The following is a 24,333-nucleotide window of genomic DNA, read 5'->3' as shown; positions in this document are numbered from 1 at the left end:
TAGCGCGACGGCTGATGCCGCCCGGCGTGGGCAGGCCCGGCGAACAGGCACAATGGAACAGTGACGAACCAGCTGCTCTCCCTGTTCGATGAGGAGGTGCATCCGTCGCCCGTCGATGCCCGGCCGGTGGCGCCCCTGGTCGCCGCGGCGCACCTCCGGCGCATCGTTGCCGATTCCACCGACCGGGTGACCTGGCTGCGGGCCCGCGCCCAGGGGATCACGGCCACGGATGTCGCCAAGCTCGCCACCCCGAAATCGCTGCAGACCGCCGTCTACGACAAGCTCAACGGCAGCAGCTTCAACGGCAACAGCTTCACGGACCACGGGCGCGCCCGGGAGCCCGAGATCGCGGCCTGGGTGCTCGGCCGCTACGGCATCGAGCCCAGCACGGCCCTGTTCCACGCGGCCCACCACCGGCGGCACCTGGCCACCCCCGACGGCGTCGGCACCGGTTCAGGCCAGGGTGCCGGCGGCCTTGAACTGGCCGAGATCAAGACGACGAGCAAGGCCTGGCGCAGCATCCCGCGCTCGTACTTGCGTCAGGTGTGGTGGCAGCAGTACGTGCTCGGCGCCGAACGCACCCTGCTCGTCTGGGAACAGCACCAGGACTTCGTCCCCGTGAATGCCGAGCCCGAGTGCCGGTGGATCGACCGTGACGAAGACCAGATCGCGATCCTGGTGGGGTACGCCAACAACCTGATCGCCCTGCTCAACCAGCAGACCACCTCGGGTCCACCGCCCGCGCAGGCCTGACCGGTCGTCCACCGGTCGTCCACCGGTTTCGCAGCGCGCGGATGCCCGCGGGAAAGCCGCTTGCCGGGTGTCGCAGGCGGCTTTCCCCTCGGCGTCACGCCACTACTGATCGAGCAAGTTCGCGCCACTTCGGGTGCGGTACGACTTTTTCAGATGAGCCGGGCGGAGTGCTGAGTACTGGCTCGGTGGGGGATGAACCGAACCCAAGAGAGACCGGATGCGGGAAACCAGGGACTCTTCCACACACCGGGGTCGGTCCCCCTTTATGTGGACAGACTATGCGCCTGGCCCCCCTTCCAGCCAGACCTCGCCGCCACCAGATTCGGCCTCTTGCACCCCCAATTCGAGGGACACCGGGATGTGCCGGTTTGTCCCGGTTGTGCCCCGGCGGCGCGCAACCCACGAGAGAATGGGCAGATGGGAAACGCCACGAATCACTCACCGACCATGCGCGCCCTCGTGATCGACCGCCCCGGCCCGGCCGACGAGCTGCACCTGGCCGAGGTGGACGCCCCGATCGCGATTTTCGATGAACTCCTCGTGCGGGTCGTCGCCGCCGGAGTCAACCCGATCGATACCAAAACCAGGGCCGGCGGCGGCGTCACGAAGGCCATCCGCGGCTACCCGGCCGTGCTCGGACTCGATTTCAGCGGCGTCGTGGTCAGCGCGCCCTACGAGGCGTTCCCGCTGCAGCCCGGCGACGCGGTCTTCGGCATCGCCCGCGTGCCCCGCACCCCCGGCAGCTACGCCGAGCTGGTGACCGTCTCCAGCCTGAACGTCACCCGCAAGCCCGTGCGACTCAGCCACGTCGAGGCGGCTGCCGTACCGGTGGCGGCGCTCACCGCGTGGGGCATGGTCGTGGACCTGGCCGCGGCGGCTCCCGGGCAACGGATGCTCATTCACGCCGGCAGCGGCGGGGTCGGCCATTTCGCCGTGCAGTTTGCCAAGGCCTTCGGCGCCCACGTGACCGCGACCGGGTCGACCCGCAACCTTGATTTCCTGCGAGAGCTCGGCGCCGACGTCGTCATCGACCACACCCAGACCCGGTTCGACGAGGTGCTCTCCGGGCTGGACGCGGTGATCGACCTGGTCGGCAATGTTCACGACAACACCGGCACTCGGTCGCTCGGCGTGCTGCGCCCCGGCGGAATCCTGGTGAACGCGCCGACCGGAAGCTGGCCGACCATGGCGGAGGAGGCCGCGGCCGCGGGCATCCGTGCCACCGGATTCAAGGTGGCGCCCTCCGGGCACACCCTCGACGTCATCACCGAACTCATCGACGACGGCGCCGTGCGGGTGCACGTGGACCGGGTGTTCCCCCTCGCAGAAGGCGCGGCGGCGCACCGCCTGATCGAGGAGGGACACACACGCGGCAAGATCGTGCTGCGGGTGACGGATGACCCGACCGGCTCCTCTGCGGACTCCGGCTCCGACTCTGCCGGGCCTCGCTCGTGAGCGGCGACGGCCCGTCCCTCGTCTGGTTCCGCGACGACCTGCGCCTCGCGGACAACCCGGCCCTGCAGGCCGCGCTCGAACGCGGCAAGCCGATCGTGGCCGTGTACGTGCTGGACGAGGAGTCCCCTGCGGTCCGGCCGCTCGGTGGCGCGGCCCGGTGGTGGCTTCACGGGAGCGTGACAGCGCTGGCCGACTCGCTGGAACGCCTGGGCGGCCGGTTGACGCTGCGCCGGGGGCCGGCCGAGGACATGATCATGGCGCTCGCGGCATCCGTCGGCGCCGACGCCGTATTCTGGAACCGTCGCTACGGCGCCGCCGAGCGCGAGGTGGACACCCGGATCAAGTCGGGCCTCACCGCGGCCGGAACGGAGGCCCGCAGCTTTGCCGGCGCGCTCCTGTTCGAGCCGTGGACGATCCAGACCGGCCAGGGGGGCACCTACTCGGTGTTCACCCCCTTCTGGCGGGCGTGCACGGCCGGCCCGCCGCCGCGCGCACCCTACCCCGCACCCGAGTCGATCCCCGGCTTCCCCGGAGAGATCCCCTCCGACGCGCTCGACGGCTGGGGCCTCCTGCCGACCCGGCCCGACTGGGCGGCCGGACTGCGGGGCGCCTGGCAGCCCGGCGAGGACTCCGCTCACCGCCTGCTCGAGACCTTCCTGAGCGAGTCCCTCACCCGGTACGGCGACGAGCGCGACGAGCCGGCCCAGGCGGTCACCTCGCGTCTGTCGCCGCACCTGCGCTGGGGCGAGATCAGTCCATTCCAGATCTGGCATGCAACCGAGCGGGCCCGGATCGGCCTCACCGGGCCCGCCCAGGCCAGTGCGACCCGATTCCTTACCGAGATCGGCTGGCGGGAGTTCAGCTACCACGTGCTGTTCACCAACCCCACCCTCGCCACCGTCAACCTGCGGCCCGAATTCGACGCTTTCCCCTGGCCGAAACTTGACCAGCGCGTGCTCGAAGCCTGGCAGCGCGGCCGCACCGGGATCTCGCTCGTCGACGCCGGCATGCGAGAACTCTGGCGCACCGGCAGCATGCACAATCGAGTGCGCATGGTGACGGCATCGTTCCTGATCAAGAACCTGCTGATCGACTGGCGGCTCGGAGAGCAGTGGTTCTGGGACACCCTCGTCGACGCCGACGCCGCGAGCAACCCGTTCGGCTGGCAGTGGGTGGCCGGGTCCGGCGCCGACGCCGCCCCCTTTTTTCGGGTCTTCAACCCGGAGCTGCAGGCGAAGAAGTTCGATCCAAACGCGGAGTACATCCGTCAGAACGTGCCGGAATACGGCACGGATGCCTACCCGGCTCCGATCGTCGACCTCGGCGAGACGAGACGGGCGGCCCTCGCCGCCTACGAACAGATCAAGGGGATGAAGGAGCAGTCGATCGCGGCCCGCGCGGCCGGGGCGGAGGGCACCGGTTAGAGCGCCCGCTCCAACACGAAGTCGTCCTCGTACCGTTCGCCCACCAGGAAGCGCTTCTCGCCGACCGTGACGAACCCGTTCTTCTCGTAGAAGCGAATGGCCCGCGCGTTCTCCTGGTTCACGCCCAGCCAGTTGCCGGCCGCGCCCCGCGCCCGGGCGGCGTCCATGGTCGCGTTCATCAGGGCCGCCGCCACCCCGCGGCCGTGCGTCTCGGCGCGCAGGTAGCACTTGCTCAGTTCCGCCGTGGGTCGGATCGTGGCTGCCGCCCGCGCATCGTCATCGGCCGGCTCGGCGAATACGAGCATCGTGTAGCCGAGCATGACCCCGGCCGCCCCGGCCTCCCCGGCCACTTCGGCCACGAGAATCAGCCGGTCCGGGTCGGCCAGGTAGGCGTCGAAGTTGCCCTCCGCGAGCACGTCACGCAGGAACGCGGCGATGGCCTCGGCCGAGGTGTGTGGCGGGCAGGCGAGCGCGAAGGTGGCGACGGCCAGCTCGGCCAGCGCCGCGGCATCCGTCGCCGTCGCCGTGCGAATCTCGATCACCGATCCAGCTTATCGACGCCCCCACCAGCCCACCACTGCATGCGAGAGCGCGCACGATGCCCCCTCAGTAGTGCTGAACGGGCTGAGTGCGCGCTTACGCGGCCAGGAGCTACAGGTAACGGGCGTACGCTCCCACGGTGAGGAACGTCGGGAACTCGGGCTCGAGCGCGCATGCCCGGAACACCTCGAGCGCGTCGTCGAACCGGTCTCCGGGCGTGCGCTCGAGTGCCTCGTAAACGTCGACGAGCTGTTCCTCGACCCAGGTTCCGTCGATCCGGATGCCCTCGGCGGTGATCGAGCCCAGGTGGATCCACTGCCAGATCTGTGAGCGGGAGATTTCCGCGGTCGCGGCGTCCTCCATCAGGTTGTCGATGGCCGCCGCGCCGACGCCGCGCAGCCAGGACTCGATGTAGCGCAACCCGATCGTGAGGTTCTCGTGAACGCCGGCCTCGGTGATCTGCCCGCCGACGGACTCCACGTCGAGCAGCTGGGCGGCCGTGACGCTCACCTCGGCGCGGGTGCGGTGCAGCTGGTTCGGCTGGTCGCCGAGCACGCGGTCGAACTCGGCCTGGGCCGTCGGGATGAGGTCCGGGTGCGCCACCCAGGTGCCGTCGAAGCCGTCGGTGGCCTCGCGCTTCTTATCGGCGGCCACCGCCTCGAGGGCACGCCGGGTCACCTCCGGGTCGCGCCGGTTCGGGATGAACGCGCTCATTCCGCCGACGGCATACGCACCGCGCCGGTGGCAGGTCGACACCAGCAGCTCGGTGTAGGCACGCATGAAGGGCACGGTCATCGTGATCTGCTTGCGGTCGGGGAAGACGAACCGGCTCCCGCGGGTGCGGAACGTCTTGATGATGCTGAAGATGTAGTCCCAACGTCCGGCGTTCAGGCCTGCGCAATGGTCACGCAGCTCGTAGAGGATCTCCTCCATCTCGAAGGCGGCCTGGATCGTCTCGATCAACACGGTGGCCCGGATGGTGCCGTACTCGATGCCGAGGCGGTCCTCCGAGTGACTGAAGATATCGTCCCAGAGACGGGCCTCGACATGGCTCTCGAGCTTCGGCAGGTAGAAGTACGGCCCGCTGCCGCCCTCGATCAGGTGCTGCGCGTTGTGGAAGAAGTACAGCCCGAAGTCGACGAGGCTGCCGGACGCGTTCGTCCGGCGGTTCGCGCGGTCGACGAACGTCAGGTTCTTCTCCACCAGCTGCCAGCCGCGCGGGCGCATCACGATGGTGGGCGTGGCGCCGGTGGCGTCGCCGGTGACGGCGTACTGCTTGCCCTCCGGGCTGGTGAAGCTCAGCTGACCGCGCACGTGGTCGAACAGGGTCAGCTGGCCCTCGACGACGTTCGCCCAGGTGGGGCTGGTGGCGTCTTCCTGGTCGGCCAGCCAGACCTTCGCGCCCGAGTTCAGCGCGTTGATGGCCATCTTGCGGTCGGTCGGCCCGGTGATCTCCACCCGGCGGTCGACCAGCCCGGGACCCGCACCGGCAGCCGTCCAGGTGAGGTCACGACGGATGTGCGCGGTCTCGGTGAGGAATCCCGGGTCGCGCCCATTGGAGGCATCCACGCGCTTGCGCAGTCGAGTCGCCAGCAAGTCCTGCCGCGTACCGGCGAACCGGTCGTGCAGCTCGGCCAGGAATACCAGCGCCTCCGGCGTGAGGATCTCCTCATAGCGCGGACCGAGATCGCCGGTGATCTCGAGGTGCGGTTCGATGGTGGCAAAACTGCCGGTGTTCGTGGTCAGACTGGCGGCCTGGACCTGGTCGGATGTCGCCAGGGGCGGGGTGTTCATGGGCTGAGCTCCTTCGGAAGTTGAACGGGGAGGGCTGCGTGACTGGCGCCGCCTGGGGAAAGCGCCATTGCTTGCCTGATTCCCACTGTGGACTAGGAGACCCGGTCACGCCGTCGCCGGCATAACAGAAGAACAGCATTTCTTCTGGCTACGAGAAGTTATCCCCGGAGTATGTGAGCATGGGGCATGGTCACCGTCGATCCCGCCTTCCGCTCCTCCCTGTCCGCGGCTCCTCCCGAGGAGGCAGGGCTCGATGCGCTCACCCTGGGGCGGCGCATCCGTGAACTGCGCACGAACCGGCGCATGACTCTGGACGCCCTTGCGGCCGCCATCGACCGGGCACCCTCTCAGGTGTCGATGATCGAGAACGGCAAGCGCGAGCCGCGCCTGTCGATGCTGCGCACCATCGCGACCGCGCTCGGCACCACGGTCGACGACCTGTTGAAAACGGATGCCCCGTCCGAGCGGGCGGCGCTGGAAATCGCCGTCGAGCGCGCTCAGCGGGGCCCCGTGTTTACCGCCCTCGGACTGCCGCATATCCGCGTTGGCCGGGGAACGAGCGACGAAACATTGCAGACACTGCTCAGCCTGCACAACGAGATCCTGCGCCTACACCGGGAGCGGGCGGCGACCCCGGAGGAGGCCCGGCGAGCGAACGTGGAGCTGCGAGCCACCATGCGGGCCAGGGACAATTACTTCCCCGAGCTCGAGGCACAGGCGCAGCTCCTGCTCGCCGCGGTCGGCCACACCGGCGGGCCGGTTTCCCACCAGGTGGTGGCCGACATGGCGACCCATCTCGGCTACTCGCTGCACTACGTGGGCGACCTTCCGAACTCGACCCGCTCGGTGACGGACAAGCGCAACCGGCGCATCTACCTGCCCACCGAGCAGTCGGCGTCCCGCGACTCCCGCTCCCCCATTCTGCAAGCGTTCGCCACCCTACTCTGCGAACACGAGGAGCCCGGAAACTATGCGGAATTTCTGTCTCAGCGGGTGGAGACCAACTATCTGACCGCGGCCATCCTGCTGCCCGAAAAAGACACCGTGAAACTCCTCACCGAGGCGAAGAACCTGCGACGTATCTCGATGGAGGATCTGCGGGACGCCTTCGCGGTGTCCTATGAGACGGCGGCGCACCGGTTCACGAACCTCGCCACCGCGCGGCTCGACATCCCGGTGCACTTCATGAAGGTGCACGAGTCCGGCACCATGATCAAGGCGTACGAAAACGATTCGGTGCGCTTCCCGAGCGACGCGCTCGGCGCGGTCGAGGGCTCGACGGTCTGCCGCAACTGGACCGCGCGCACCGTCTTCCACGTCGCCGACCGGTTCAGCCCCTGGTACCAGTACACCGACACCCCGAGCGGTACCTTCTGGTGCACCTCGCGCATCGAGAAGGCCAAAGAGGGCGACTACTCCGTCAGTGTGGGCGTGCCGTTCACGCACGTGAAATGGTTCCGTGGCCGCGAAACCAACAACCGGGCCGTGTCCACCTGTCCCGACGAGTCGTGCTGCCGCCGCGCGCCCGAGGAGCTCTCGGAGCGCTGGTCCGGGCAGTCCTGGCCGGCCGCGCGCACGCCCACCAGCCTGCTCGCGGCCCTGCCCACGGGCACCTTTCCCGGCGTCGACCAGACCGAGGTGTTCCAGTTCCTGGAGTCGCACGCGCCGGTGAGATGAGAGCGGGGCGGGCGCATGGCCGACGGGGACCGCGCCTGAGATGATGAACGAGTAGCAGAGCCGCGCCGAACAAAGGACGATCCGTGGGCACGACCATTTTCGAGCGGGCCAGGCCCGCCGCATCCGTCATCGCGGGCGCCCTCGCCGACACCCGCTCCGCGCCGTTCTGGCTGGACGACGTGTCTCCGCAGACCGGCTATCCGACCCTCACGGCCGACCTCGACTGTGATCTCGCCATCGTCGGCGGCGGCTACCTCGGACTCTGGACTGCCGTGCTCGCTCAGCAGGAGAACCCGGGTGCTCGCGTGGTGCTGCTCGAGGCGCGCACGATCGGCTGGGCTGCGTCGGGCCGCAACGGCGGTTTCTGCGAGGCCAGCCTGACCCACGGCGAGGAGAACGGCCGACGCCGCTGGCCGACGGAGATCGACCGGCTCACCGAACTCGGCCTCAAGAACCTCGACGAGATCGAGCGGGCCGTCACCGAGCTCGGGCTGAAGTGCGACTTCGAGCGCACCGGCGCCATCGACCTGGCCGTCGAGGAGCACCAGGTCGACTGGCTGCGCGAGGAACCGACCGGAACCGACAGCGTGTTCCTGGATGCCGCGGCCCTGCGCGCCGAGGTCGGCTCCCCCACGTACCTGGCCGGCATCTGGCACAAGCGAAGCAACGCGCTCGTGCACCCGGGTCGGCTGGCTACCGAGCTCGCCCGGGTCGCCACCGAACTTGGGGTCGAGATCTTCGAACACACCCCGGTGAAGAACCTGGACACGCAGGGACTCACTCCGGCGCAGGGCACCCGGCTCCGCACCGAGTCGGGTGTGGTGCGGGCGACGAAGAGCGCGCTGGCGACCAACGTGTTCCCTTCGCTGCTGGCCCGCAACCGCCTGTCCACGGTGCCGGTCTACGATTACGTGCTGATGACCGAGCCGCTGTCGCCCGATCAGCTCACCGCCATCGGCTGGCAGAAGCGGCAGGGACTGAGCGATCTGGCCAACCAGTTCCACTACTACCGGTTGAGCGCAGACAACCGCATACTCTTCGGCGGCTACGACGCGATCTACCACTACGGAGCCCGAGTGCGGAGCGGCTATGAGAACCGGCCGGAAAGCTTCCAACAATTGGCCGGCCACTTCTTCACCACATTTCCGCAGCTGGCCGGGCTGCGTTTCAGCCACCAGTGGGCCGGCGCCATCGACACGTCGACCCAGTTCTGCGCGTTCTATGGCACGGCCCGCGGCGGACGGATCAGCTACGCCGCCGGGTTCACCGGTCTAGGCGTGGCCGCGACGCACTTCGCGGCGAAGGTCATGCTCGACCAACTGGCGGAGCGCAGGACCGAGCGCACGCAGCTGGAGATGGTGCGCGGGCGGCCACTCCCGTTCCCACCGGAGCCCCTCGCTTCGATGGGCATCCAGACCACGCGCTGGTCACTCGACCGCGCCGACCACAACCGAGGCCGCCGCAACATCATCCTGAAGACGCTCGACGCGCTGGGCCTCGGCTTCGACTCGTAGGGCTCGATAGCGCTCGGGGCGCTCAGCGCGCTCGGAACCCTGGCAGCGTCCGCGGCCCGAACGAATTCGACGGAGATTTGGCTCAAAACGGTTTAAACCACGTTGGGAGAGCGCTCCATCTTCAAAATCTCCGTCGAATTGGTTCGACGGGCGGGGTGGGTGAGCCACGGCATCCGTGGGTCCGAGGCAACGGATGCCGCGGCGCGGCTCAGGCCTCCCCGGTTCAGGTCGGGACGGCGCTGATCAGGAGATAGCGGTCGCCGATGACCTCAAAGGCCGTGCTGGTGGCCTCCTGCACGATGTCCATCTGATTCGACAGGTCGTTCAGGAGGTCCATGATCGGCCGGTATTCCAGCTGGCTGCGGATCTGACCCAGCACCCGTTGCGACCCTCGGTCACACCGACGCGGTCGGTGTGCGGTTCCATCTCGCGCAGGCATTGTTCCGCCCGCGAGATGAACAAGGCCACCGACCGCGGAAACAGCCGGCCTCGTAGGCCCCCGACGGAGCGCCGGATGGTCGTCCCCGAAGGCCCGCTGGCCTCGGTCAACGACCGGGTTGGCCAGCAACCGTGCGGTCATGTCTCCCTGCTCCAGGCTGCAGAAGTGCCGCGCCTCGCCGCGGCTGACGCCGGACTCGACCGTGGGCCGCTCCTCCTGCTCGATCACGCGGGGCACCGCGGCCAGCGGGACGGGCCGTGAGCGAGGTGAGCTCGGGGAACATCTCATCCCCGGCCCGGGGCGCGCCCCGTCCAGCGCGTCCAGCCACTCAGCCCGCAAGACTGCGGTCCACCATAGCCCTCGACGAGGTCAACCATGCTGGGCTCGTAGCGGCCCGGTGTTGCCGGAATCTTCTCCCCACAAGACACCACGGTTGTATGCAACAGTGCCCCCCGATTCAGGGGCCAACTCAGAGAAATATGGCATAGTGCGCACCGGGATTCGAGAAGATTGCATACAGTAAAACCCCCTGGATCGAGTCGGAACGGAGGGATGAGTCGTGAAGACCTTCCTCTCCTCCTGGCAATCCCCCGGCGAACCTCATTGCTCTCCCGCCCGTCGGCCCCGACGTCGGCCGACGATGAGCCTGTCCCCTCCGACGGATTCCGCGCCACGGCACTGCTCGACGTGCGCGGTCTGCAGATTACCGAGAGCACCCAGACGGGTGCCCCGGTGCTGGCCACGGGCATCTCCCTCTCGGTGGCGCGGGGTGAGGTCATCGGCCTGGTCGGTGTCACCGGTTCCGGGGCACGCGAGATCGCTCTGGCCATCCCGGGCCGGCTGCCCGAACCGGCGGTGATCGCGGCCGGCTCCATCCTGATCGACGGTATCGAGCTCGTCCGGGCATCGCGGCGCGCCCTCAACCGGTTGCGCGACACGAAAATCTCTCTCACTTCCCCTGCCGCGCCGACGGGCCTGGCCCCGGACCAGGTCATCGGCCGCCAGCTCGCCCGAACCCTGCGCCGGACAGGGGGTCTGTCCCGAACGGATGCCGCTCGGCGTGCGTTGGAACTCCTCGAGAAGGTCGGGCTGCCGGATCCGCAGGCGACGTCGCTGGTGGTTCCGACCCAGCTCGAACCGACCGCGCTGCTCCAGGTGACGATCGCGGCCGCGCTCTCACAGCCCCCGGACGTCCTGATCCTGGACGAGCCGACGCGCGCCGTCGAGGCTGCGGGCGAGCCCTCCGCACTGGTGCTCTGCCGCGGGTTCCTCCAGGAGTTCGGACTGTCGATCATCGTGGTCTCCCGGAACCTCGGCCTGGCGGCCGCCATCTGCGACCGAGTGGCGGTCGTGGAGGCGGGACGGGTCGTCGAGCAGGCTTCGGCGGCCGAGATCCTCGCTTCACCGCGGCATCCGCACACCCACAGCCTGCTCGAGGCGGCCCGCTACGCGCGCGGCTGACCGGTTCCGGTTAGGCCGGTTCCGTCCCCGATCCGGACCGACCCGACGACACCGCGTTGCGCGCTGCGAGAATGTGCGAGCGCATGGCGACCTCGGCCCAGAGTGCGTCTCCCGACCATAGCGCCGTGAGGATGTCGCGGTGGTGGTGGTTGCTGCCGGCCCGGAAGACGGCGGCGTCGCGGCGGAAGAGCGAGGCCATCATCGGGGCGCGGCCGACGGACGCGGCCAGGGCCATCAGCTGGGTGACGCCCGACGCGGCCACGATGATGCGGTGGAATTCGGCGTTGAGCACGCCCAGCCGGCCGATGCCCTCGGCGTCGGTTGCGCGCACGAACTCCTCCATGGCGTCAATCAGGATGGCCAGCCGGTCGAGGTCGGCCGGCTCGATCCGCGCCGCCGCGAGGCCCGCCGCCCTGCTCTCGAGAGCCGCGCGAAGAAAATACGTCTCGCAGATCTGCTCGGTGGTCCATTCCACGACCGTGGCACCCCGGTTCGGCACGAACTCCACCAGGCCGGCCTCGTCGAGCCGGCGCAGCGCCTCGCGCACGGGGGTGCGGCTGACGCCGAGTTCCTGGGCTAGCACCGTCTCCCGCAGCGTGGCCCTGGCGGGCAATTCCCCCGAGAGGATGCGCGCACGCAGGTTCGCGAACACGGTCTGTCCCCCCGTCACCCCCACTGTGCTCCTCCCCCGTCGATCGGCCCGACAGCCAATCTGCTTGCCACTATGTCACATCGCGGCCTCAGGAGAACGCGTTCAGGCCGGTCAGGGCCCGCCCGAGCACGAGCTGGTGGATTTCGTCGGTGCCCTCATAGGTGCGCACCGATTCCAGGTTCGCCAGGTGGCGCATCACCGGGAATTCGCTGGTAATGCCGTCGCCGCCGAGGATGACGCGGGCCTCGCGGGCGATCTGGATCGCCTCGCGCACGCTGTTGAGCTTGCCGATGCTGATCTGGGTGGGGGTCAGCGTGCCGCGCTCCTTGAGCCGACCGAGGTGCAGGGCCAGCAGCACCCCCTTCTCGTATTCCACGAGCATGTCGGCGAGCTTGGCCTGGATCAACTGGGTAGCCCCAATCGGTTTGCCGAACACCTCACGGGTCTTCGCGCGCAGGATGGCGGCGTCGAGGCAGCTGCGGGCGGCGCCCATGGCCCCCCAGACGATGCCGAAGCGCGCCTCGTTGAGGCAGCCGAACGGCCCGGACAGCCCAGCGGCACCGGGCAGGATCGCATCGAATGGCACCTGCACGGCGTCCAGGTGCACATCGCACTGGATCGACGCACGCATCGAAAGCTTCTTGCCGATGGGGATGGCGGTGAAACCGATACTGTCGGTCGGAACCAGGAAGCCGCGCACACCGGCATCCGTTTGGGCCCAGACGATCGCGACGTCGGCGATGCTGGCCAGGCCGATCCAGCGTTTGGCACCCTCGATCACCCAGCCGTCGGCGCCCCGGGTGGCGGTGGTCGCCATCGCGGCCGGGTCGCTGCCGCCGGTCGGTTCGGTCAACGCGAAGCAGCCCACGAGCTGGCCGGCGGCCATGCCCGGCAGCCAGTGCTGCTTCTGCTCCGCAGACCCGTACTTGTGGATGGCCGACATCGCCAGCGAGCCCTGCACCGAGACGAAAGTGCGCCAGCCGCTGTCAGCGGCCTCCAGCTCGAGGCAGACCAGCCCGTAGCTCACCGCCCCCGCGCCGGCGCAGCCGTACCCGGTGAGGTGCATGCCGAGGAACCCGGCCGCCCCGAGTTCAGGGATCAGCTCGGCCCGGAAGTGCTTCTCCTCGAAGTCGTCCTCGATGGTCGGCAGGATGCGGTTGGTCGCGAAAGCGCGCGCCGCGCGCGCCCAGACGATCTCCTCCGGCTCGAGCAGGGCATCGAGGTCGAAGACGGTGTCGACCAGCGGGCTGGGCACAAGCGGGGTGGGGCGGCCTGCGGCGGTCACGAGAGTCCTTTGGGGGTCGGCGGAACACGAGCGAGATCTGTGGCTGGTACGGGGGCTGGTACGGGGGCTCGCCCTGGGGCAGCGGTCGGGGACGGGGCGAGCCAGTCGGCGCCCTCGTGCTCGCCCAGCCGCGGCGGGCACAGGCGGTAGGCGGCCGGGCGGCCGGCGAGGTGGATGGGGTTGGCAACCTGGCGGCTGGTGCGGCCGGCCGCACCCAGTTCCACCACCGGGTCGAGCCCCAGCGCGGCGGCGAAGGCGAACGCCTCGTCGAGGGTGTTGACCTGGCCGGCCGGCACACCGGCATCGGTCAGAACGCCCACCCAGTGCGCCGCGGGCTCGGGCCGGAGCCGGTCCTCAATCAACTTTTTCAGCACCGTGCGGTGCCGCACCCGGTCGGCGTTACCGCGGAACCGGTCGTCGTCGGCCAGGGCGGGAGCCCCGAGCAGTCGCACCAGGGTGCGGAACTGGCGATCGTTGCCCACCGCGATCACCAGCGGCCGGTCGGCGGCGTCGAACAGCTCGTACGGCGCGATGCTCGGGTGCGCATTGCCCATCCGGGTCGGTGACTGCCCGGTCGCGAGGGTGCCCGCGGCCTGGTTGGTCAGTGCGGAGAGCAGGGTGGTCAGCAGGTCCACCTCCACCCGGTGGCCGGCGGTCCCGCCCGCGTCGGTCGCATCACGCGCACGCAGGGCGAGTAGGACGCCGCTGACCGCGTTGAGCCCGGAGAGCACGTCCACGAGGGCCACCCCCACTTTGCTCGGCTCTTCGTCTGGGCGACCGGTGACGCTCATCAGCCCGCCGACAGCCTGTACGAGCAGGTCGTAGCCGGGCAGGCGGGCGCCGGCCCCCGCGCCGAAGCCCGTGATCGAGCAGTAGACCAAGCTCGGATTGACGGCCCGCAGCTGCTCGAAGCCCAGAGCAAACCGGTCCATCACGCCGGGCCGGAAGTTCTCCACCACGACGTCGGCGGTCTCGGCGAGTCGCCGGGCCACGGCCAGTCCCGCATCGGTGCCGAGGTCGCAGACGACGCTGCGCTTGTTGCGGTTCACCGACCCGAAGTAGGTGGAGTCCCCCTGCGCGTCGACCGGCGGCAGCCACTGCCGGGTGTCGTCGCCGACCGGGCTCTCGATCTTGATCACATCAGCGCCGAAGTCGGCCAGCATCATGGTGGCGTAGGGGCCGGCCAGTACCCGGGAGAAATCCGCGACCCGAAGGCCCGCCAACGGCTGCCCGGTTGCGTCCTGCGGCACGACCCACCTCTGTCCCCGTCGACTCGGACCACAGGACTCCGCCAGTGGCCGCTCTGACTCCGATCCTACCGGGCGGGTCGTGACCCGGAGACAGGAACTGCGAACGGGAACTCTCGGTGAAAGTTGGATCCATCGGTTCCGTGCGTTTGCTCGCGCACAGCACTATGGTGAGCACATTCTCGCTCTCCGGCTCGATCGGAAAGGTTCCCATGTCATCACACGCGTCATCCCAGAGGAAAGGGCTCGGCGACGCCGAGCACCTCGAGGCCCTCGGCTACGAAGACACCTTCCATCGTTCGATGTCGCTCTGGGGCAATTTCGCCCTTGGCTTCACCTACCTCTCGCCGCTCGTCGGCGTCTACTCGCTGTTCGCCCTGGCCCTGAGCACGGGCGGGCCACCCTCGATCTTCTGGCTGGTGATCGTGGGCACCGGCCAGCTGCTGGTGGCACTGGTCTTCGGCGAGGTGGTGTCCCAATACCCGATCGCGGGCGGTATCTACCCGTGGACACGTCGTCTCTGGGGCAAGAGGTACGCATGGATGACCGCCTGGGTCTACGTCTGGGCGATGCTCGTCACAATCACCGCCGTCGCGGAATTCGGCAGCGGGTTCCTCGCCAGCCTGATCAACGCGCCCGTCACCAAAGAGGTCACGCTCGGGCTCTCGGTGCTCTTTCTCGTCGTGGCCTTCGCGTTCAACTTCTCCGGCACGAAGATGCTGGCCCGCGCGGCCCGGATCGGGCTCGCTGCCGAATTGATCGGCGTGATCGGTCTCGGCCTCTACCTACTCCTTTTCCAGCGCAAGCAGGAGTTCAGCGTCTTCTTCGACACCCTGGGCGTCGAGGGTGACGGCAGTTACGCCACCGCGTTCCTCGGGGCCGCGCTTGCCGGACTGTTCCTGTTCTACGGCTTCGAAGCCTGCGGCGACGTGGCCGAGGAGGTGCCCGACCCGGCCAGAGGTATCCCCCGGGCCATGATCCTCACCATCCTGGTCGGCGGCGTCTCCGCCCTGTTCTCGTTCGGCGGGTACGTCCTGGCCGCGCCGGACCTGCAGGCCGTGGTCGACGGGACAGACATCGACCCGATCCCCGCGATCCTGGACGCGACCCTCGGCACGGTCGGTGCCACGCTGTTCCTCATAGTGGCGATCACGGCCTTCCTGTCCTGCGTGCTCAGCCTGCAGGCCGCGGCCAGCCGCCTGATCTTCTCTTTCGCACGAGACGGGATGGTCCCCGGCAAGACCTGGCTGGGCCAGGTGTCCCCGCGCACGGCAGTGCCGGTCAACGCACTGATCGTCGCGTCCACGATCCCGCTGTTGCTCTGCGTTGTGATCTACCTGGGCGGCAGCACGATCCTGACCCAGATCACGGCCTTCGCGGTGCTCGGCATCTATGTCGCGTTCCAGGCCGTGGTTCTGGCCGCGCTCCGCCAGCGGTTCAAGGGGTGGCGTCCGGCCGGGCCGTTCAGCCTGGGACCTCTCGGGTTCATCGTGAACATCATCGCCCTGGCCTACGGGATCTCCGCCATGATCCTGCTGGCGCGCCCGGGCACGACCGGGGTGTTCCTCGACGACTGGATCGTGCTGATCGGTTTGGCTGTAGTGATGGGCAGCGGCCTGCTGTACCTCTTCATCGCGAAGCCGCACACCACCTCGCACCAGCCGGAGGGCGACGCGATCGCGGTCGCCGCGATGCTTCGCGCGCACCCGCAGAACACCGATCGGGACGACCCCGCACGCAGAGACGCACGCCCCACGATGGCCAGCGAGTGAGCATCCGTTAACGAGGGAAGGGCCCAGTCTTTTGACGGGCCCTTCCTGGTGCAGCCGGGCTGCGGTGGAACTGACTAGATGCTGTTCACATCGAGAGCGATGCCGGGGCCGAACGTGGTCGAAACGGCACCCTTCATGATGTAACGGCCCTTGGAGGAGCTGGGCTTGAGGCGAACGATCTCCTCGAGAGCGGCGCTGATGTTCTCATTCAGCTGCTCGGCGGTGAAGGACACCTTGCCGACGACGAACTGCACGTTGGCGTGCTTGTCGACGCGGAACGCGATCTTTCCGCCCTTGATGTCGGACACGGCGCGCGCGACGTCAGGCGTCACGGTTCCGGTCTTCGGGTTCGGCATGAGTCCGCGCGGGCCGAGAACCTTACCGAGACGACCGACCTTGCCCATGAGCTCCGGGGTCGAGACGGCGGAGTCGAACGACGTGTAGCCGGCGGCCACCTTCTCGATGAGCTCGTCGCCACCGACCTCGTCGGCACCAGCAGCGATTGCCGCTTCGGCCGCGGGGCCCGTTGCGAAGACGATGACGCGGGCGGTGCGACCGGTGCCGTGAGGAAGAATCACGGTACCGCGAACCATCTGGTCAGCCTTGCGAGGGTCGACGCCGAGCTTGAGCGCGACCTCGACGGTCGAGTTGAAGTTCGCGGAGCCGGTCTCCCGGGCCAGGGTGACGGCCTCGGTCGGGGTGTAGAGCTTGTCTGCGTCGATCTTCTCGGCCGCGGCCCGGTAGGCCTTTGACTTCTGTGCCATGTTGAATCTCCTGTAAAACGAAATTGAGAGTGTGGTGCGAGCCTGGCTGGCTCTTCCACGTACTGCTGGTGGCGGAATGCCTGGGGGAGGTGGTTAGGCCTCGACCGTGATGCCCATGGAGCGGGCGGTGCCGGCGATGATCTTCGACGCTGCGTCGAGGTCGTTCGCGTTGAGGTCGACCATCTTGGCCTCGGCGATCTCGCGGACCTGGGCCTGGGTGAGCTTCGCAACCTTGACGGTGTGCGGGGTTCCACTGCCCTTGGCGACGCCGGCCGCCTTCTTGATGAGCTCCGCCGCCGGCGGAGTCTTCAGGATGAAAGTGAATGAACGGTCGTCGTAGACGGTGATTTCTACCGGGATGACGTTGCCGCGCTGGGATTCCGTCTGAGCGTTGTACGCCTTGCAGAATTCCATGATGTTGACGCCGTGCTGACCCAGCGCCGGCCCGATGGGCGGTGCGGGGTTGGCGGCGCCGGCCTTGATCTGAAGCTTGATCAGACCGGTTACCTTCTTCTTCGGTGCCATTGTTCTTCCTTACTTTGTAATGACGAGCAGCCAGGGGCCGCTCTCCCGGTGGCCCGGACGGGCCCCGGTGAACTTGAATCCGTGGGGAGGGTGTTCAGTCCCTTTAGAGCTTGGTGACCTGGTCGAAGCTGAGCTCGACCGGGGTTTCGCGCTCGAAGAGGGAAACCAGCACGATGAGCTTGCCGCTTTCCGCCTTGATCTCGCTGATCGATCCGGGCAGGCCCGCGAACGAGCCTTCCTTGATCGTGATCGTCTCGCCGATCTCGTAGTCGATCTCGGCCGGGAGGGCGCGGGTAGGGACCTTGCCGCCGTGTCCGCCGGTCTTGGCGGTGGGGACGTCTTGGATCTCGACGAGGCTCTTCAGCATGCCGAAGGCTTCCTCGAAGCGAAGCGGCGTGGGGTTGTGCGCGTTGCCGACGAATCCGGTGACGCCGGGCGTGTGACGCACCACGGACCAGCTGTCTTCGTTGAGGTCCATGCGAACGAGCACGTAGCCGGGGATGCGCACCCGGGTGACCATCTTGCGCTGGCCGTTCTTGATCTCGACGACGTCTTCCATCGGAACCTCGACCTGGTAGATGAAATCTTCCATGGCCATCGACTGCTTGCGGTTCTCGATGTTCGACTTCACGCGGCGTTCGAAGCCGGCATAGGAATGAATGACGAACCACTTGCCGGGCTGGAAGCGCAGTTCCTTGCGGAATTCTTCGTAGGGGTCTTCGGGGGTCTCGTCCTCGGCGGGCTCGGCACCGACATCCGTTGCCTCTTCAGCCTCGACTGCCACTTCGTCTTCGTCTTCCACGGCCTCGACGGCGGCCTCGGCCTCGTCGTCGGAATCGATGTCGAGGGCCTCGTCGACGAGAGCGTCGGCGTCGGGGTCAGCGGGCTCGACCAACGCGTCGAGCGCGGCGTCGAGGTTGACTTCGACGCCCATGCTCGGGTCGAACACGTGCACGGCGACCTGCTCGGCAGCCTCTACGGAGTCTTCTTCAGCGGCGAGGGTGTTGCCCTCCTGCGCCTCGTCCTCGGTGGAGGACTGCTCGGCGGCGGTGGCCCAGTCGACATCGTCGTGATTCGTGTCAGTCACTAAATTTCAATCCTTTTCTATTGCGTGGGCACGAAACCGTGACCCAAACAGCGTTTGCCCTGAATTCTGCAGTGACTCTTCTTCATTGATGCGTGGCTGCGACCGCTGGGAGCGGATGCGGCACCGGAAGTTGCCTACCCGCCCGGCGTTCCGAACACGTACGTGACGGCGAGCGCGAACATCCAGTCGAAGGCGGAAACGATGGCCATCATGATGACAACGAATACCAGCACCACACCCGTGTAGCTGAGGAGTTCTTTGCGGGTGGGGGTGACGACCTTGCGGAGCTCCGCCATGACCTGCTTGATGAACAGGGACATCCGAGCGAAAGGACCGCGCTTGGAATCGAGCGCAAGTTTCGCGTTTGCGACGATTTCCTCACTGGGTTCGTCGACAACTTTTCGGGCCACCTGATTACACCTTTCATGTGCCGACGGAATGCCACCGACTTGCAGGGCGGACAGGACTCGAACCTGCAACCTGCGGTTTTGGAGACCGCTGCTCTACCAATTGAGCCACCACCCTATGGAACGAAATTCAAACTACCTCGAGACACTCGGACCCCGGAACGAACCGACAAGCGGGCGCAAAAAAGCTTGGCAGAATTGAATTACCTCGTCGAGTCTAGGTCACCCGGGGGCCACTGTAAAGCCGAGACAGCCCCAGCAGAACGAGGCAGCCCCGTATGCTCGAAGCGTGGCCCACGAATCCAAGCGCATCTCTACCCGAATCGGCTCCATTGCGGAGTCCGCGACCCTCAAGGTGGACGGCAAGGCGAAGGCCCTGCAGGCCGCCGGCCGGCCGGTCATCAGTTTCGCCGCGGGCGAGCCTGATTTCCCCACCCCGGAGCACATCGTCGAAGCCGCCCTACTGGCGGTCCGCGACCCGAAGAACCACCGGTACACTCCGGCGGCCGGGCTGCCCGACCTGCGCGAGGCCATTGCGGCCAAAACGCTCCGTGACAGCGGCCTGGCGATCTCGCCCAGCCAGGTGGTCGTCACCAACGGCGGCAAGCAGGCCGTCTACCAGGCTTTCGCCACGCTGCTCGACCCGGGCGATGAGGTGCTCGTGCCCACGCCGTACTGGACCACCTACCCGGAGTCGATCCGGCTGGCCGGCGGCGTGCAGGTCGACGTCTTCGCCGGCAGTGACCAGAGCTACCTCGTCACCGTCGAGCAGCTCGAGGCGGCGCGCACGCCGCGCACCAAGGTGCTGCTGTTCGTGTCGCCGTCCAACCCCACCGGAGCCGTCTACTCCCCCGAGCAGACGAAGGCCATCGGCGAGTGGGCCGAGGAACACGGCCTCTGGATCGTCAGCGACGAGATCTACCAGAACCTCACGTATGACGGCGTGCGTGCGATCTCGATCGTCGAGGCCGTCCCCGCGCTGGCCGACCGCACCATCCTGGTCAACGGCGTCGCCAAGACCTACGCGATGACCGGCTGGCGGCTCGGCTGGATGGTCGGCCCGCAGGACGCGATTAAGGCCGCCGCCAACCTGCAGTCGCACCTGTCGTCGAACGTGTCGAACATCTCCCAGCGCGCCGGGATCGCCGCACTCAACGGCCCTCAGGATGCCGCGATCGCCATGCGGGATGCCTTCGACCGTCGCCGACAGGTCATCGTCGCCGAGCTGAACACGATCCCCGGCATCGTCACGCCGACGCCGCAGGGGGCGTTCTACGTCTACCCCGACGTCACCGGCCTGCTCGGACGCACCTGGGGCGGCGTCACCCCGACCACCTCCCTGGAGCTGGCCGATCTTATCCTGGACCAGGCCGAGGTGGCCGTCGTGCCCGGCGAGGCGTTCGGCCCCAGCGGCTACCTGCGCTTCTCCTACGCGCTCGGCGACGCGGCCCTGCTCGAGGGCGTGCAGCGCCTCCAGCGACTGTTCGCCTAGCGCAGCGCGCCAAACGGCTCGCCGGTGAACCGACAGCTTGGGGGGTCAGGGGCCCTTCTGCTCCCCCCTTCCTGTCGCTCGGCCGGGGCTGTGGACAATCTCCGGCACCCTGTCCACGCTCGAGCGCCGCACCGCTATCCTGCGACGGATACCACCCGGCGCCTTCCTCAGTCATCACACCGCCGCCCTGATCGTCGGCATTCCGCTGCCGCTGGTCATCCCCATCGTGCCGATCCTGCAGTTCATCTCCGGCGTCTATCTGCAGTTCTACCTGCTGCCCGACTGGATGCAGAACGCGGCCATCGTATTCCCACTGAAGTGGATGGCGAAGGGCATGCGCGGAGTGTTCCTGCCCGACAGCTTCGCGAACCTTGAGCAGAGCGGTTCCCGGGACTTTCCGCTGATCGCGCTGAGCCTGCTCATCTGGCTGGTGGTGGGGCTGGTGCTCAGCCGGGTCACGTTTCGCTGGATCCGCAAGGACACCTAGGAGCGTGACTCCTGAACGGCTTGTTGTGTCGCTCACGGAAGGTCAGAGCTGACCGCACCGCGTGGACACTGTTCATCACAGGATGAGCACCGGGCCCGGCCTCGAACCAACTCGACGGAGATTTTGGGCCAAACACCCATTTTTGAGCCCAAACGCGCTGTTCAGAGTGAAATCTCCGTCGAATTCGTTCGGGACGAGTTGCGGCAGGGCCCAGACTCGACCGACATGGCGTTTGCAGCGCACGTCCATCCCGCGTCGCGGTCCACTGCACGCCTGCGTCGGCCTCCAGAACAACGACCTCGGAACCCCGAGCCGCGAACCCCCATCGCCCGCAGCCATCAGGGCTCACTCACCGAACGACACCCGGCATTGTCGGCTCGGGCCACCGCGAGCACACTGGCAGCATGACCGACGCACCCGAGAGCCAGACGACGCCGTCGGCCGCGGGGCCCGGCACTCCCCCCACCCCCTCCGACGGGAGCAACGACTTCTTCGCCGCAATCCGTTCCACGGGGATCGTGCGCGGGAGCGACCGTTGGCTGGCCGGCGTCTGCGGCGGAGTCGCACTGCGAGCTGGGCTGAACCCCACGCTGGTGCGAGTTGTGACCATCGCGCTGGGCGTCCTCGGCGGTCCGGTTCTGTTCACGTGCGCGGTCGGCTGGGCTCTCCTGCCCGGCCCGACCGGTCGCATCCATGCCGAACAGGCCGTTCGCGGCGTCTTTCCGCCCGTCATGATCGGGATCATCGCGCTGGTGGGCATCAGCTCTGCCTCCTACACGCGCAGCCTGTGGTGGCAGAGCCCGGCGGCCGTGCTGCCCGACTGGCTGGCGACCACACTCGCGGTGGGCTGGAGCGTCGGGGTGACGATCGGGCTCATCTGGCTGGTGTTCTTCCTGGCCCGACGCACCACGGCGCCGGCCGGCGGGTACCCGCACAGCACCGCCGCGGAAGGCATCGGGGCCGGTGTCGCTTTCGGGGCCATGCAGCCCGCCGAAGCAGCGGGCAGCTCCGGGACAGCCGGCACAGCCGGCGGCGCCGTCACCGTCGGCGGCCCTGCCGCGCCACCACCCGGACGCGGCTCCTGGCGCGACCTTCGCCCCGGGGCCGGCTTCAGCGCGATCGTGCTCGGGTCGGCATTGCTCTGCGGCGCGGTCGCCGCCGGTGTGTGGTCGGGCGGCAACTGGTCGGATGCCGCACTGGTGCTGGGCCTGGCCGTCACGCTGGGGGTGCTGGCCGTTGGCATCATCGTGTCGGGCATTCGCGGAAAGCAGAGCGGCGCCCTGGGTGGGTTCGCCTTCCTTGCGGCGGTGGCCCTGGTGCTGCTGGGCCTATTCCCGAGCGGCACCGCGTTCTTCCTGGTCGGCATCCCGGTCTGGACGGTCAGCGCCGATGCCGACGCTGCTCCCCCGGGGTATGCCGTGCTCTCCGGCCGGGCCACCATCGATCTCACGGCCCTCAACGCGGCGAGCGTGGAGGACCGCACGATCGATATCTGGATGGGCGTGGGCGTCACCGAGCTGATCCTGCCCCGCGGCCGGGCCGTGCTGGTGGAGACGAATGCGCTGGCCGGCAGGATCGACTACGTCGGCGGCTCGGTCGCCGTGCAGCAGGGCGGCGCCTTCTACTCTGACTCGCGTACCTTCAACGACGACGGCACCGGCACCGTGGCCCGCGTCCGCGTCTGGACGGCGCTCGGCCAGGTCACTGTCGTCGGCCCCTCGCGTCTGGAACCCTGATGACCACGACCCCCGACCCGAACCAGCCGCCGAACGAGCCGCCGAACCCGCCGTTCGCCCGGCCGCTCGACGATCAGCCCACGGATGCCGTCACGTCCGTGACGGCAGCACCTGACCCCGCGCCCGCCGAGCCCGAGGGCCATGGGGAGAGCGGTCACGAGGTGGAGGTTGAGACCACCCGTGCAGCCCCGGCTCACACGGTCGCCTGTCCGAGCCCCATCCCTGACTACGCGATGGAGCCCTCCGTCGAGCCGCCAGCGACGGCACAGGCGTTTCTCGCCTCGGACCCGCCGTTTCCGGTCGCGCCGGTGCCGACGGCCCGCGCCGCGGCCCCGACCGCCGCCGCCGCCGAACCGGCGTACCCCGAGGCATCCATGCGACTTCTCCGCCGCCCGCTGTTCAGCACGATCGTCTGGGGAGTGATCCTGCTCGCCCTGGCCGGCTACGTGCTGCTCGGGGTGCTGGTACCTGCTCCCGCCGATCCCACGCTCTGGCTGCTCGGCGGCGTGATTGTGATCGGACTCCTGCTAATCGTGGTCGGCATCATCGCCGCGCTCCGCCGCGCCGGCTGACGCCCCCGCCCGCGCTCACACCCCGGTTTGACGGCTTCAGGCCCGCGAGAGCGGCGCGGGCCGCGCTAGGCGTCGAGGCCGACGAGCACGGGCTCGGGCTGCAGGATCACGCCGAACTCGGACTGCACGCGAGCCTCCACCAGCCGGGCGAGCTGCGCGATCTCGTCGGCGGTGGCCCCGCCAGTGTTGGTCAGCGCAAGGGTGTGCTTGCTGGAGATCGCGGCGCGGGAGCCCGGCAGCCGGAAGCCGCGCGAGATCCCGGAGTGCTCGATCAGCCAGGCGGCGCTCAGCTTCACGAGCGGCACGGACCGCTCCCCGGGGATCGGTCCGACGCCGGCATACTCGTCGAGCGGGATCACCCGGTCGGGCAGTTCCTGCTCGCCGAGCGGCCAGCGGGGCACGGCGTCCGGCAATGTGCGCGAAAACGCCAGCGACACGATCGGATTGGTGAAGAAGGAGCCGGCGCTGCGGGTATCAGCGTCATTCGGGTCGAGCACCATGCCCTTCCCCGCGCGCAGGGCCAGGACGGCGCCCCGCAGCTGCGCGAGCGGCACCCGATCGCCCAGCTGCACGCCGAGTGCGGTCGCAAGCTGCGGGTAGGACACCGGCCGGCTGAGCGCGCCGCCGAGAACGGATGCCTCGCTCTGCGTGTCGTGCAGGTTCAATTCGACCGCGATCACCAGACCGCGGAGCCCCTGTTTCAGAGCCGAGGTGCGGTAGCCCAGTTCGAGCTCGCCAGCCTCCATCCGTCGCCGTTCGCCACTGTCGTAGTCGAGGAAGTCGATGGCAGCCAGGCTGTTGCCGAGTTCCTGGCCGTAGGCGCCGATGTTCTGCACCGGGGAGGCCCCGGTCGAACCGGGGATGCCGGAGAGTGCCTCGATACCGGACCAGCCCTGCGCCACGGTGTAGGCCACCAGCTCGTCCCAGGGCTCGCCAGCCTGCACTCGCAGCACCAGCCGGTCCGGGTGATCAGACGGCGAAGGGGACGCGGGAGAGGAAGCCGAGACAACGTCCACCCCGCGGGTCAGCACCCGGATCACCGTACCGTCGAAGCCCTCGTCGGCCACGATCGTGTTCGATCCGCCGCCGAGCAGCAGCCACTCATCGCCCGAGGCCCACACGATCAGGGTCTGGTCGACAAGGTCCTGCTCGGTGGCGGGCGACACCATCCGGGCGGCAGGGCCGCCGACGCCCATGGTGGTCAGGTCGGCAAAGGTCGGCGCGGAGGCAGCGGGGCTCGTCATCGGGAA

At 68.4% G+C, this 24,333-nt stretch carries 23 protein-coding genes and 1 tRNA gene; 12 read left to right on the top strand and 12 right to left on the bottom strand.

All coding sequences use genetic code 11. From position 1 onward, the window contains the following. Positions 1-96: 96 nt before the first annotated feature. The 3 genes from E3O54_RS04680 to E3O54_RS04670 all read left to right on the top strand — a co-directional run bounded on the left by E3O54_RS04680 (position 97) and on the right by E3O54_RS04670 (position 3,632). Positions 97-753, top strand: a complete 657-nt coding sequence (locus tag E3O54_RS04680) for a YqaJ viral recombinase family protein (RefSeq protein ID WP_369827964.1) — start codon at positions 97-99, stop codon at positions 751-753. 417 nt (positions 754-1,170) lie between these two features. Beyond that, entirely contained in the window at positions 1,171-2,208 is a 1,038-nt protein-coding gene (locus E3O54_RS04675) for an NADP-dependent oxidoreductase (RefSeq protein WP_241976743.1), read from the top strand. Further along, positions 2,205-3,632, top strand: a complete 1,428-nt coding sequence (locus tag E3O54_RS04670; RefSeq protein ID WP_134401030.1) for a deoxyribodipyrimidine photo-lyase — start codon at positions 2,205-2,207, stop codon at positions 3,630-3,632. The genes E3O54_RS04675 and E3O54_RS04670 overlap by 4 nt, the downstream gene beginning before the upstream one ends. On the opposite strand, the gene E3O54_RS04665 is transcribed toward E3O54_RS04670, so the two are convergent. Then, the gene (locus E3O54_RS04665; protein ID WP_134401029.1) at positions 3,629-4,174 is read right to left on the bottom strand and encodes an N-acetyltransferase; all 546 of its coding nucleotides are present in this window, start codon (positions 4,172-4,174) and stop codon (positions 3,629-3,631) included. The two genes, E3O54_RS04670 and E3O54_RS04665, sit on opposite strands and share 4 nt — an antisense overlap. 109 nt (positions 4,175-4,283) lie before the next feature. Further along, entirely contained in the window at positions 4,284-5,966 is a 1,683-nt protein-coding gene (gene aceB / locus E3O54_RS04660; RefSeq protein WP_134401028.1) for a malate synthase A, read from the bottom strand. A 186-nt stretch (positions 5,967-6,152) separates the two neighbouring features. Here aceB and E3O54_RS04655 point away from each other — a divergent pair, with 186 nt between their 5' ends. Beyond that, positions 6,153-7,643, top strand: coding sequence for a helix-turn-helix transcriptional regulator (locus tag E3O54_RS04655; RefSeq protein ID WP_134401027.1), 1,491 nt, complete (start codon positions 6,153-6,155; stop codon positions 7,641-7,643). An 83-nt stretch (positions 7,644-7,726) separates the two neighbouring features. Then, positions 7,727-9,157, top strand: coding sequence for an FAD-binding oxidoreductase (locus E3O54_RS04650; RefSeq protein ID WP_134401026.1), 1,431 nt, complete (start codon positions 7,727-7,729; stop codon positions 9,155-9,157). Positions 9,158-9,380: 223 nt separating this feature from the next. Here the strand turns inward: E3O54_RS04650 and E3O54_RS16220 are convergent, their stop codons facing one another. Then, the gene (locus E3O54_RS16220) at positions 9,381-9,536 is read right to left on the bottom strand and encodes a hypothetical protein (RefSeq protein WP_166784755.1); all 156 of its coding nucleotides are present in this window, start codon (positions 9,534-9,536) and stop codon (positions 9,381-9,383) included. 135 nt (positions 9,537-9,671) lie between these two features. Between E3O54_RS16220 and E3O54_RS04645 the strand changes: the two genes are divergently transcribed. Then, on the top strand, positions 9,672-9,857 hold the full coding sequence (locus tag E3O54_RS04645; RefSeq protein WP_134401025.1) for a hypothetical protein: 186 nt from the start codon (positions 9,672-9,674) through the stop codon (positions 9,855-9,857). A gap of 291 nt (positions 9,858-10,148) precedes the next feature. Continuing rightward, a complete protein-coding gene (locus tag E3O54_RS04640) occupies positions 10,149-11,057 on the top strand; it encodes an ATP-binding cassette domain-containing protein (protein ID WP_134401024.1) in 909 nt (302 codons plus the stop codon). 10 nt (positions 11,058-11,067) lie between these two features. On the opposite strand, the gene E3O54_RS04635 is transcribed toward E3O54_RS04640, so the two are convergent. The 3 genes from E3O54_RS04635 to E3O54_RS04625 all read right to left on the bottom strand — a co-directional run bounded on the left by E3O54_RS04635 (position 11,068) and on the right by E3O54_RS04625 (position 14,244). Beyond that, complete coding sequence (locus E3O54_RS04635; RefSeq protein WP_134401023.1) at positions 11,068-11,727, bottom strand: GntR family transcriptional regulator; 660 nt, start codon at positions 11,725-11,727, stop codon at positions 11,068-11,070. Between the two features lie 70 nt (positions 11,728-11,797). Next, positions 11,798-12,952: an acyl-CoA dehydrogenase family protein gene (locus E3O54_RS04630; protein WP_134401046.1), complete on the bottom strand. Its 1,155-nt coding sequence runs from the start codon at positions 12,950-12,952 to the stop codon at positions 11,798-11,800. Positions 12,953-12,990: 38 nt separating this feature from the next. Next, the gene (locus E3O54_RS04625; protein ID WP_174720185.1) at positions 12,991-14,244 is read right to left on the bottom strand and encodes a CaiB/BaiF CoA-transferase family protein; all 1,254 of its coding nucleotides are present in this window, start codon (positions 14,242-14,244) and stop codon (positions 12,991-12,993) included. Between the two features lie 209 nt (positions 14,245-14,453). On the opposite strand from E3O54_RS04625, the gene E3O54_RS04620 reads away from it, so the two are divergent. Beyond that, positions 14,454-16,013, top strand: a complete 1,560-nt coding sequence (locus E3O54_RS04620) for an APC family permease (RefSeq protein ID WP_104100760.1) — start codon at positions 14,454-14,456, stop codon at positions 16,011-16,013. A gap of 74 nt (positions 16,014-16,087) precedes the next feature. On the opposite strand, the gene rplA is transcribed toward E3O54_RS04620, so the two are convergent. The 5 genes from rplA to E3O54_RS04595 all read right to left on the bottom strand — a co-directional run bounded on the left by rplA (position 16,088) and on the right by E3O54_RS04595 (position 18,914). Further along, entirely contained in the window at positions 16,088-16,777 is a 690-nt protein-coding gene (gene rplA, locus E3O54_RS04615; protein ID WP_104100759.1) for a 50S ribosomal protein L1, read from the bottom strand. Between the two features lie 93 nt (positions 16,778-16,870). Then, on the bottom strand, positions 16,871-17,302 hold the full coding sequence (gene rplK / locus E3O54_RS04610; RefSeq protein ID WP_104100758.1) for a 50S ribosomal protein L11: 432 nt from the start codon (positions 17,300-17,302) through the stop codon (positions 16,871-16,873). A gap of 103 nt (positions 17,303-17,405) precedes the next feature. After that, complete coding sequence (nusG, locus tag E3O54_RS04605) at positions 17,406-18,389, bottom strand: transcription termination/antitermination protein NusG (RefSeq protein ID WP_134401022.1); 984 nt, start codon at positions 18,387-18,389, stop codon at positions 17,406-17,408. A 134-nt stretch (positions 18,390-18,523) separates the two neighbouring features. Beyond that, complete coding sequence (gene secE / locus E3O54_RS04600; RefSeq protein WP_104100756.1) at positions 18,524-18,799, bottom strand: preprotein translocase subunit SecE; 276 nt, start codon at positions 18,797-18,799, stop codon at positions 18,524-18,526. 42 nt (positions 18,800-18,841) lie between these two features. Next, a tRNA-Trp gene (locus E3O54_RS04595) sits at positions 18,842-18,914 on the bottom strand. 171 nt (positions 18,915-19,085) lie between these two features. Between E3O54_RS04595 and E3O54_RS04590 the strand changes: the two genes are divergently transcribed. The 4 genes from E3O54_RS04590 to E3O54_RS04575 all read left to right on the top strand — a co-directional run bounded on the left by E3O54_RS04590 (position 19,086) and on the right by E3O54_RS04575 (position 23,083). Then, complete coding sequence (locus tag E3O54_RS04590) at positions 19,086-20,288, top strand: pyridoxal phosphate-dependent aminotransferase (protein ID WP_134401021.1); 1,203 nt, start codon at positions 19,086-19,088, stop codon at positions 20,286-20,288. 37 nt (positions 20,289-20,325) lie between these two features. Continuing rightward, a complete protein-coding gene (locus E3O54_RS04585) occupies positions 20,326-20,775 on the top strand; it encodes an ABC transporter permease (protein WP_134401020.1) in 450 nt (149 codons plus the stop codon). A 404-nt stretch (positions 20,776-21,179) separates the two neighbouring features. Further along, a complete protein-coding gene (locus E3O54_RS04580; RefSeq protein WP_104100753.1) occupies positions 21,180-22,511 on the top strand; it encodes a PspC domain-containing protein in 1,332 nt (443 codons plus the stop codon). Further along, the gene (locus E3O54_RS04575) at positions 22,511-23,083 is read left to right on the top strand and encodes a hypothetical protein (protein WP_104100752.1); all 573 of its coding nucleotides are present in this window, start codon (positions 22,511-22,513) and stop codon (positions 23,081-23,083) included. The genes E3O54_RS04580 and E3O54_RS04575 overlap by 1 nt, the downstream gene beginning before the upstream one ends. A 65-nt stretch (positions 23,084-23,148) precedes the next feature. Here E3O54_RS04575 and E3O54_RS04570 read toward each other — a convergent pair whose 3' ends face one another. Further along, entirely contained in the window at positions 23,149-24,327 is a 1,179-nt protein-coding gene (locus E3O54_RS04570) for a UDP-N-acetylmuramate dehydrogenase (protein ID WP_104100751.1), read from the bottom strand. Positions 24,328-24,333: the final 6 nt, after the last annotated feature.

Origin of the sequence: Cryobacterium sp. TMT2-4 (genome assembly GCF_004402575.1) — a bacterium.
In the GTDB taxonomy this organism is placed as follows: domain Bacteria; phylum Actinomycetota; class Actinomycetes; order Actinomycetales; family Microbacteriaceae; genus Cryobacterium; species Cryobacterium sandaracinum.
The sequence above is the reverse complement of the archived record's forward strand: the minus strand, read 5'-3'. Positions and strand labels throughout refer to the sequence as shown.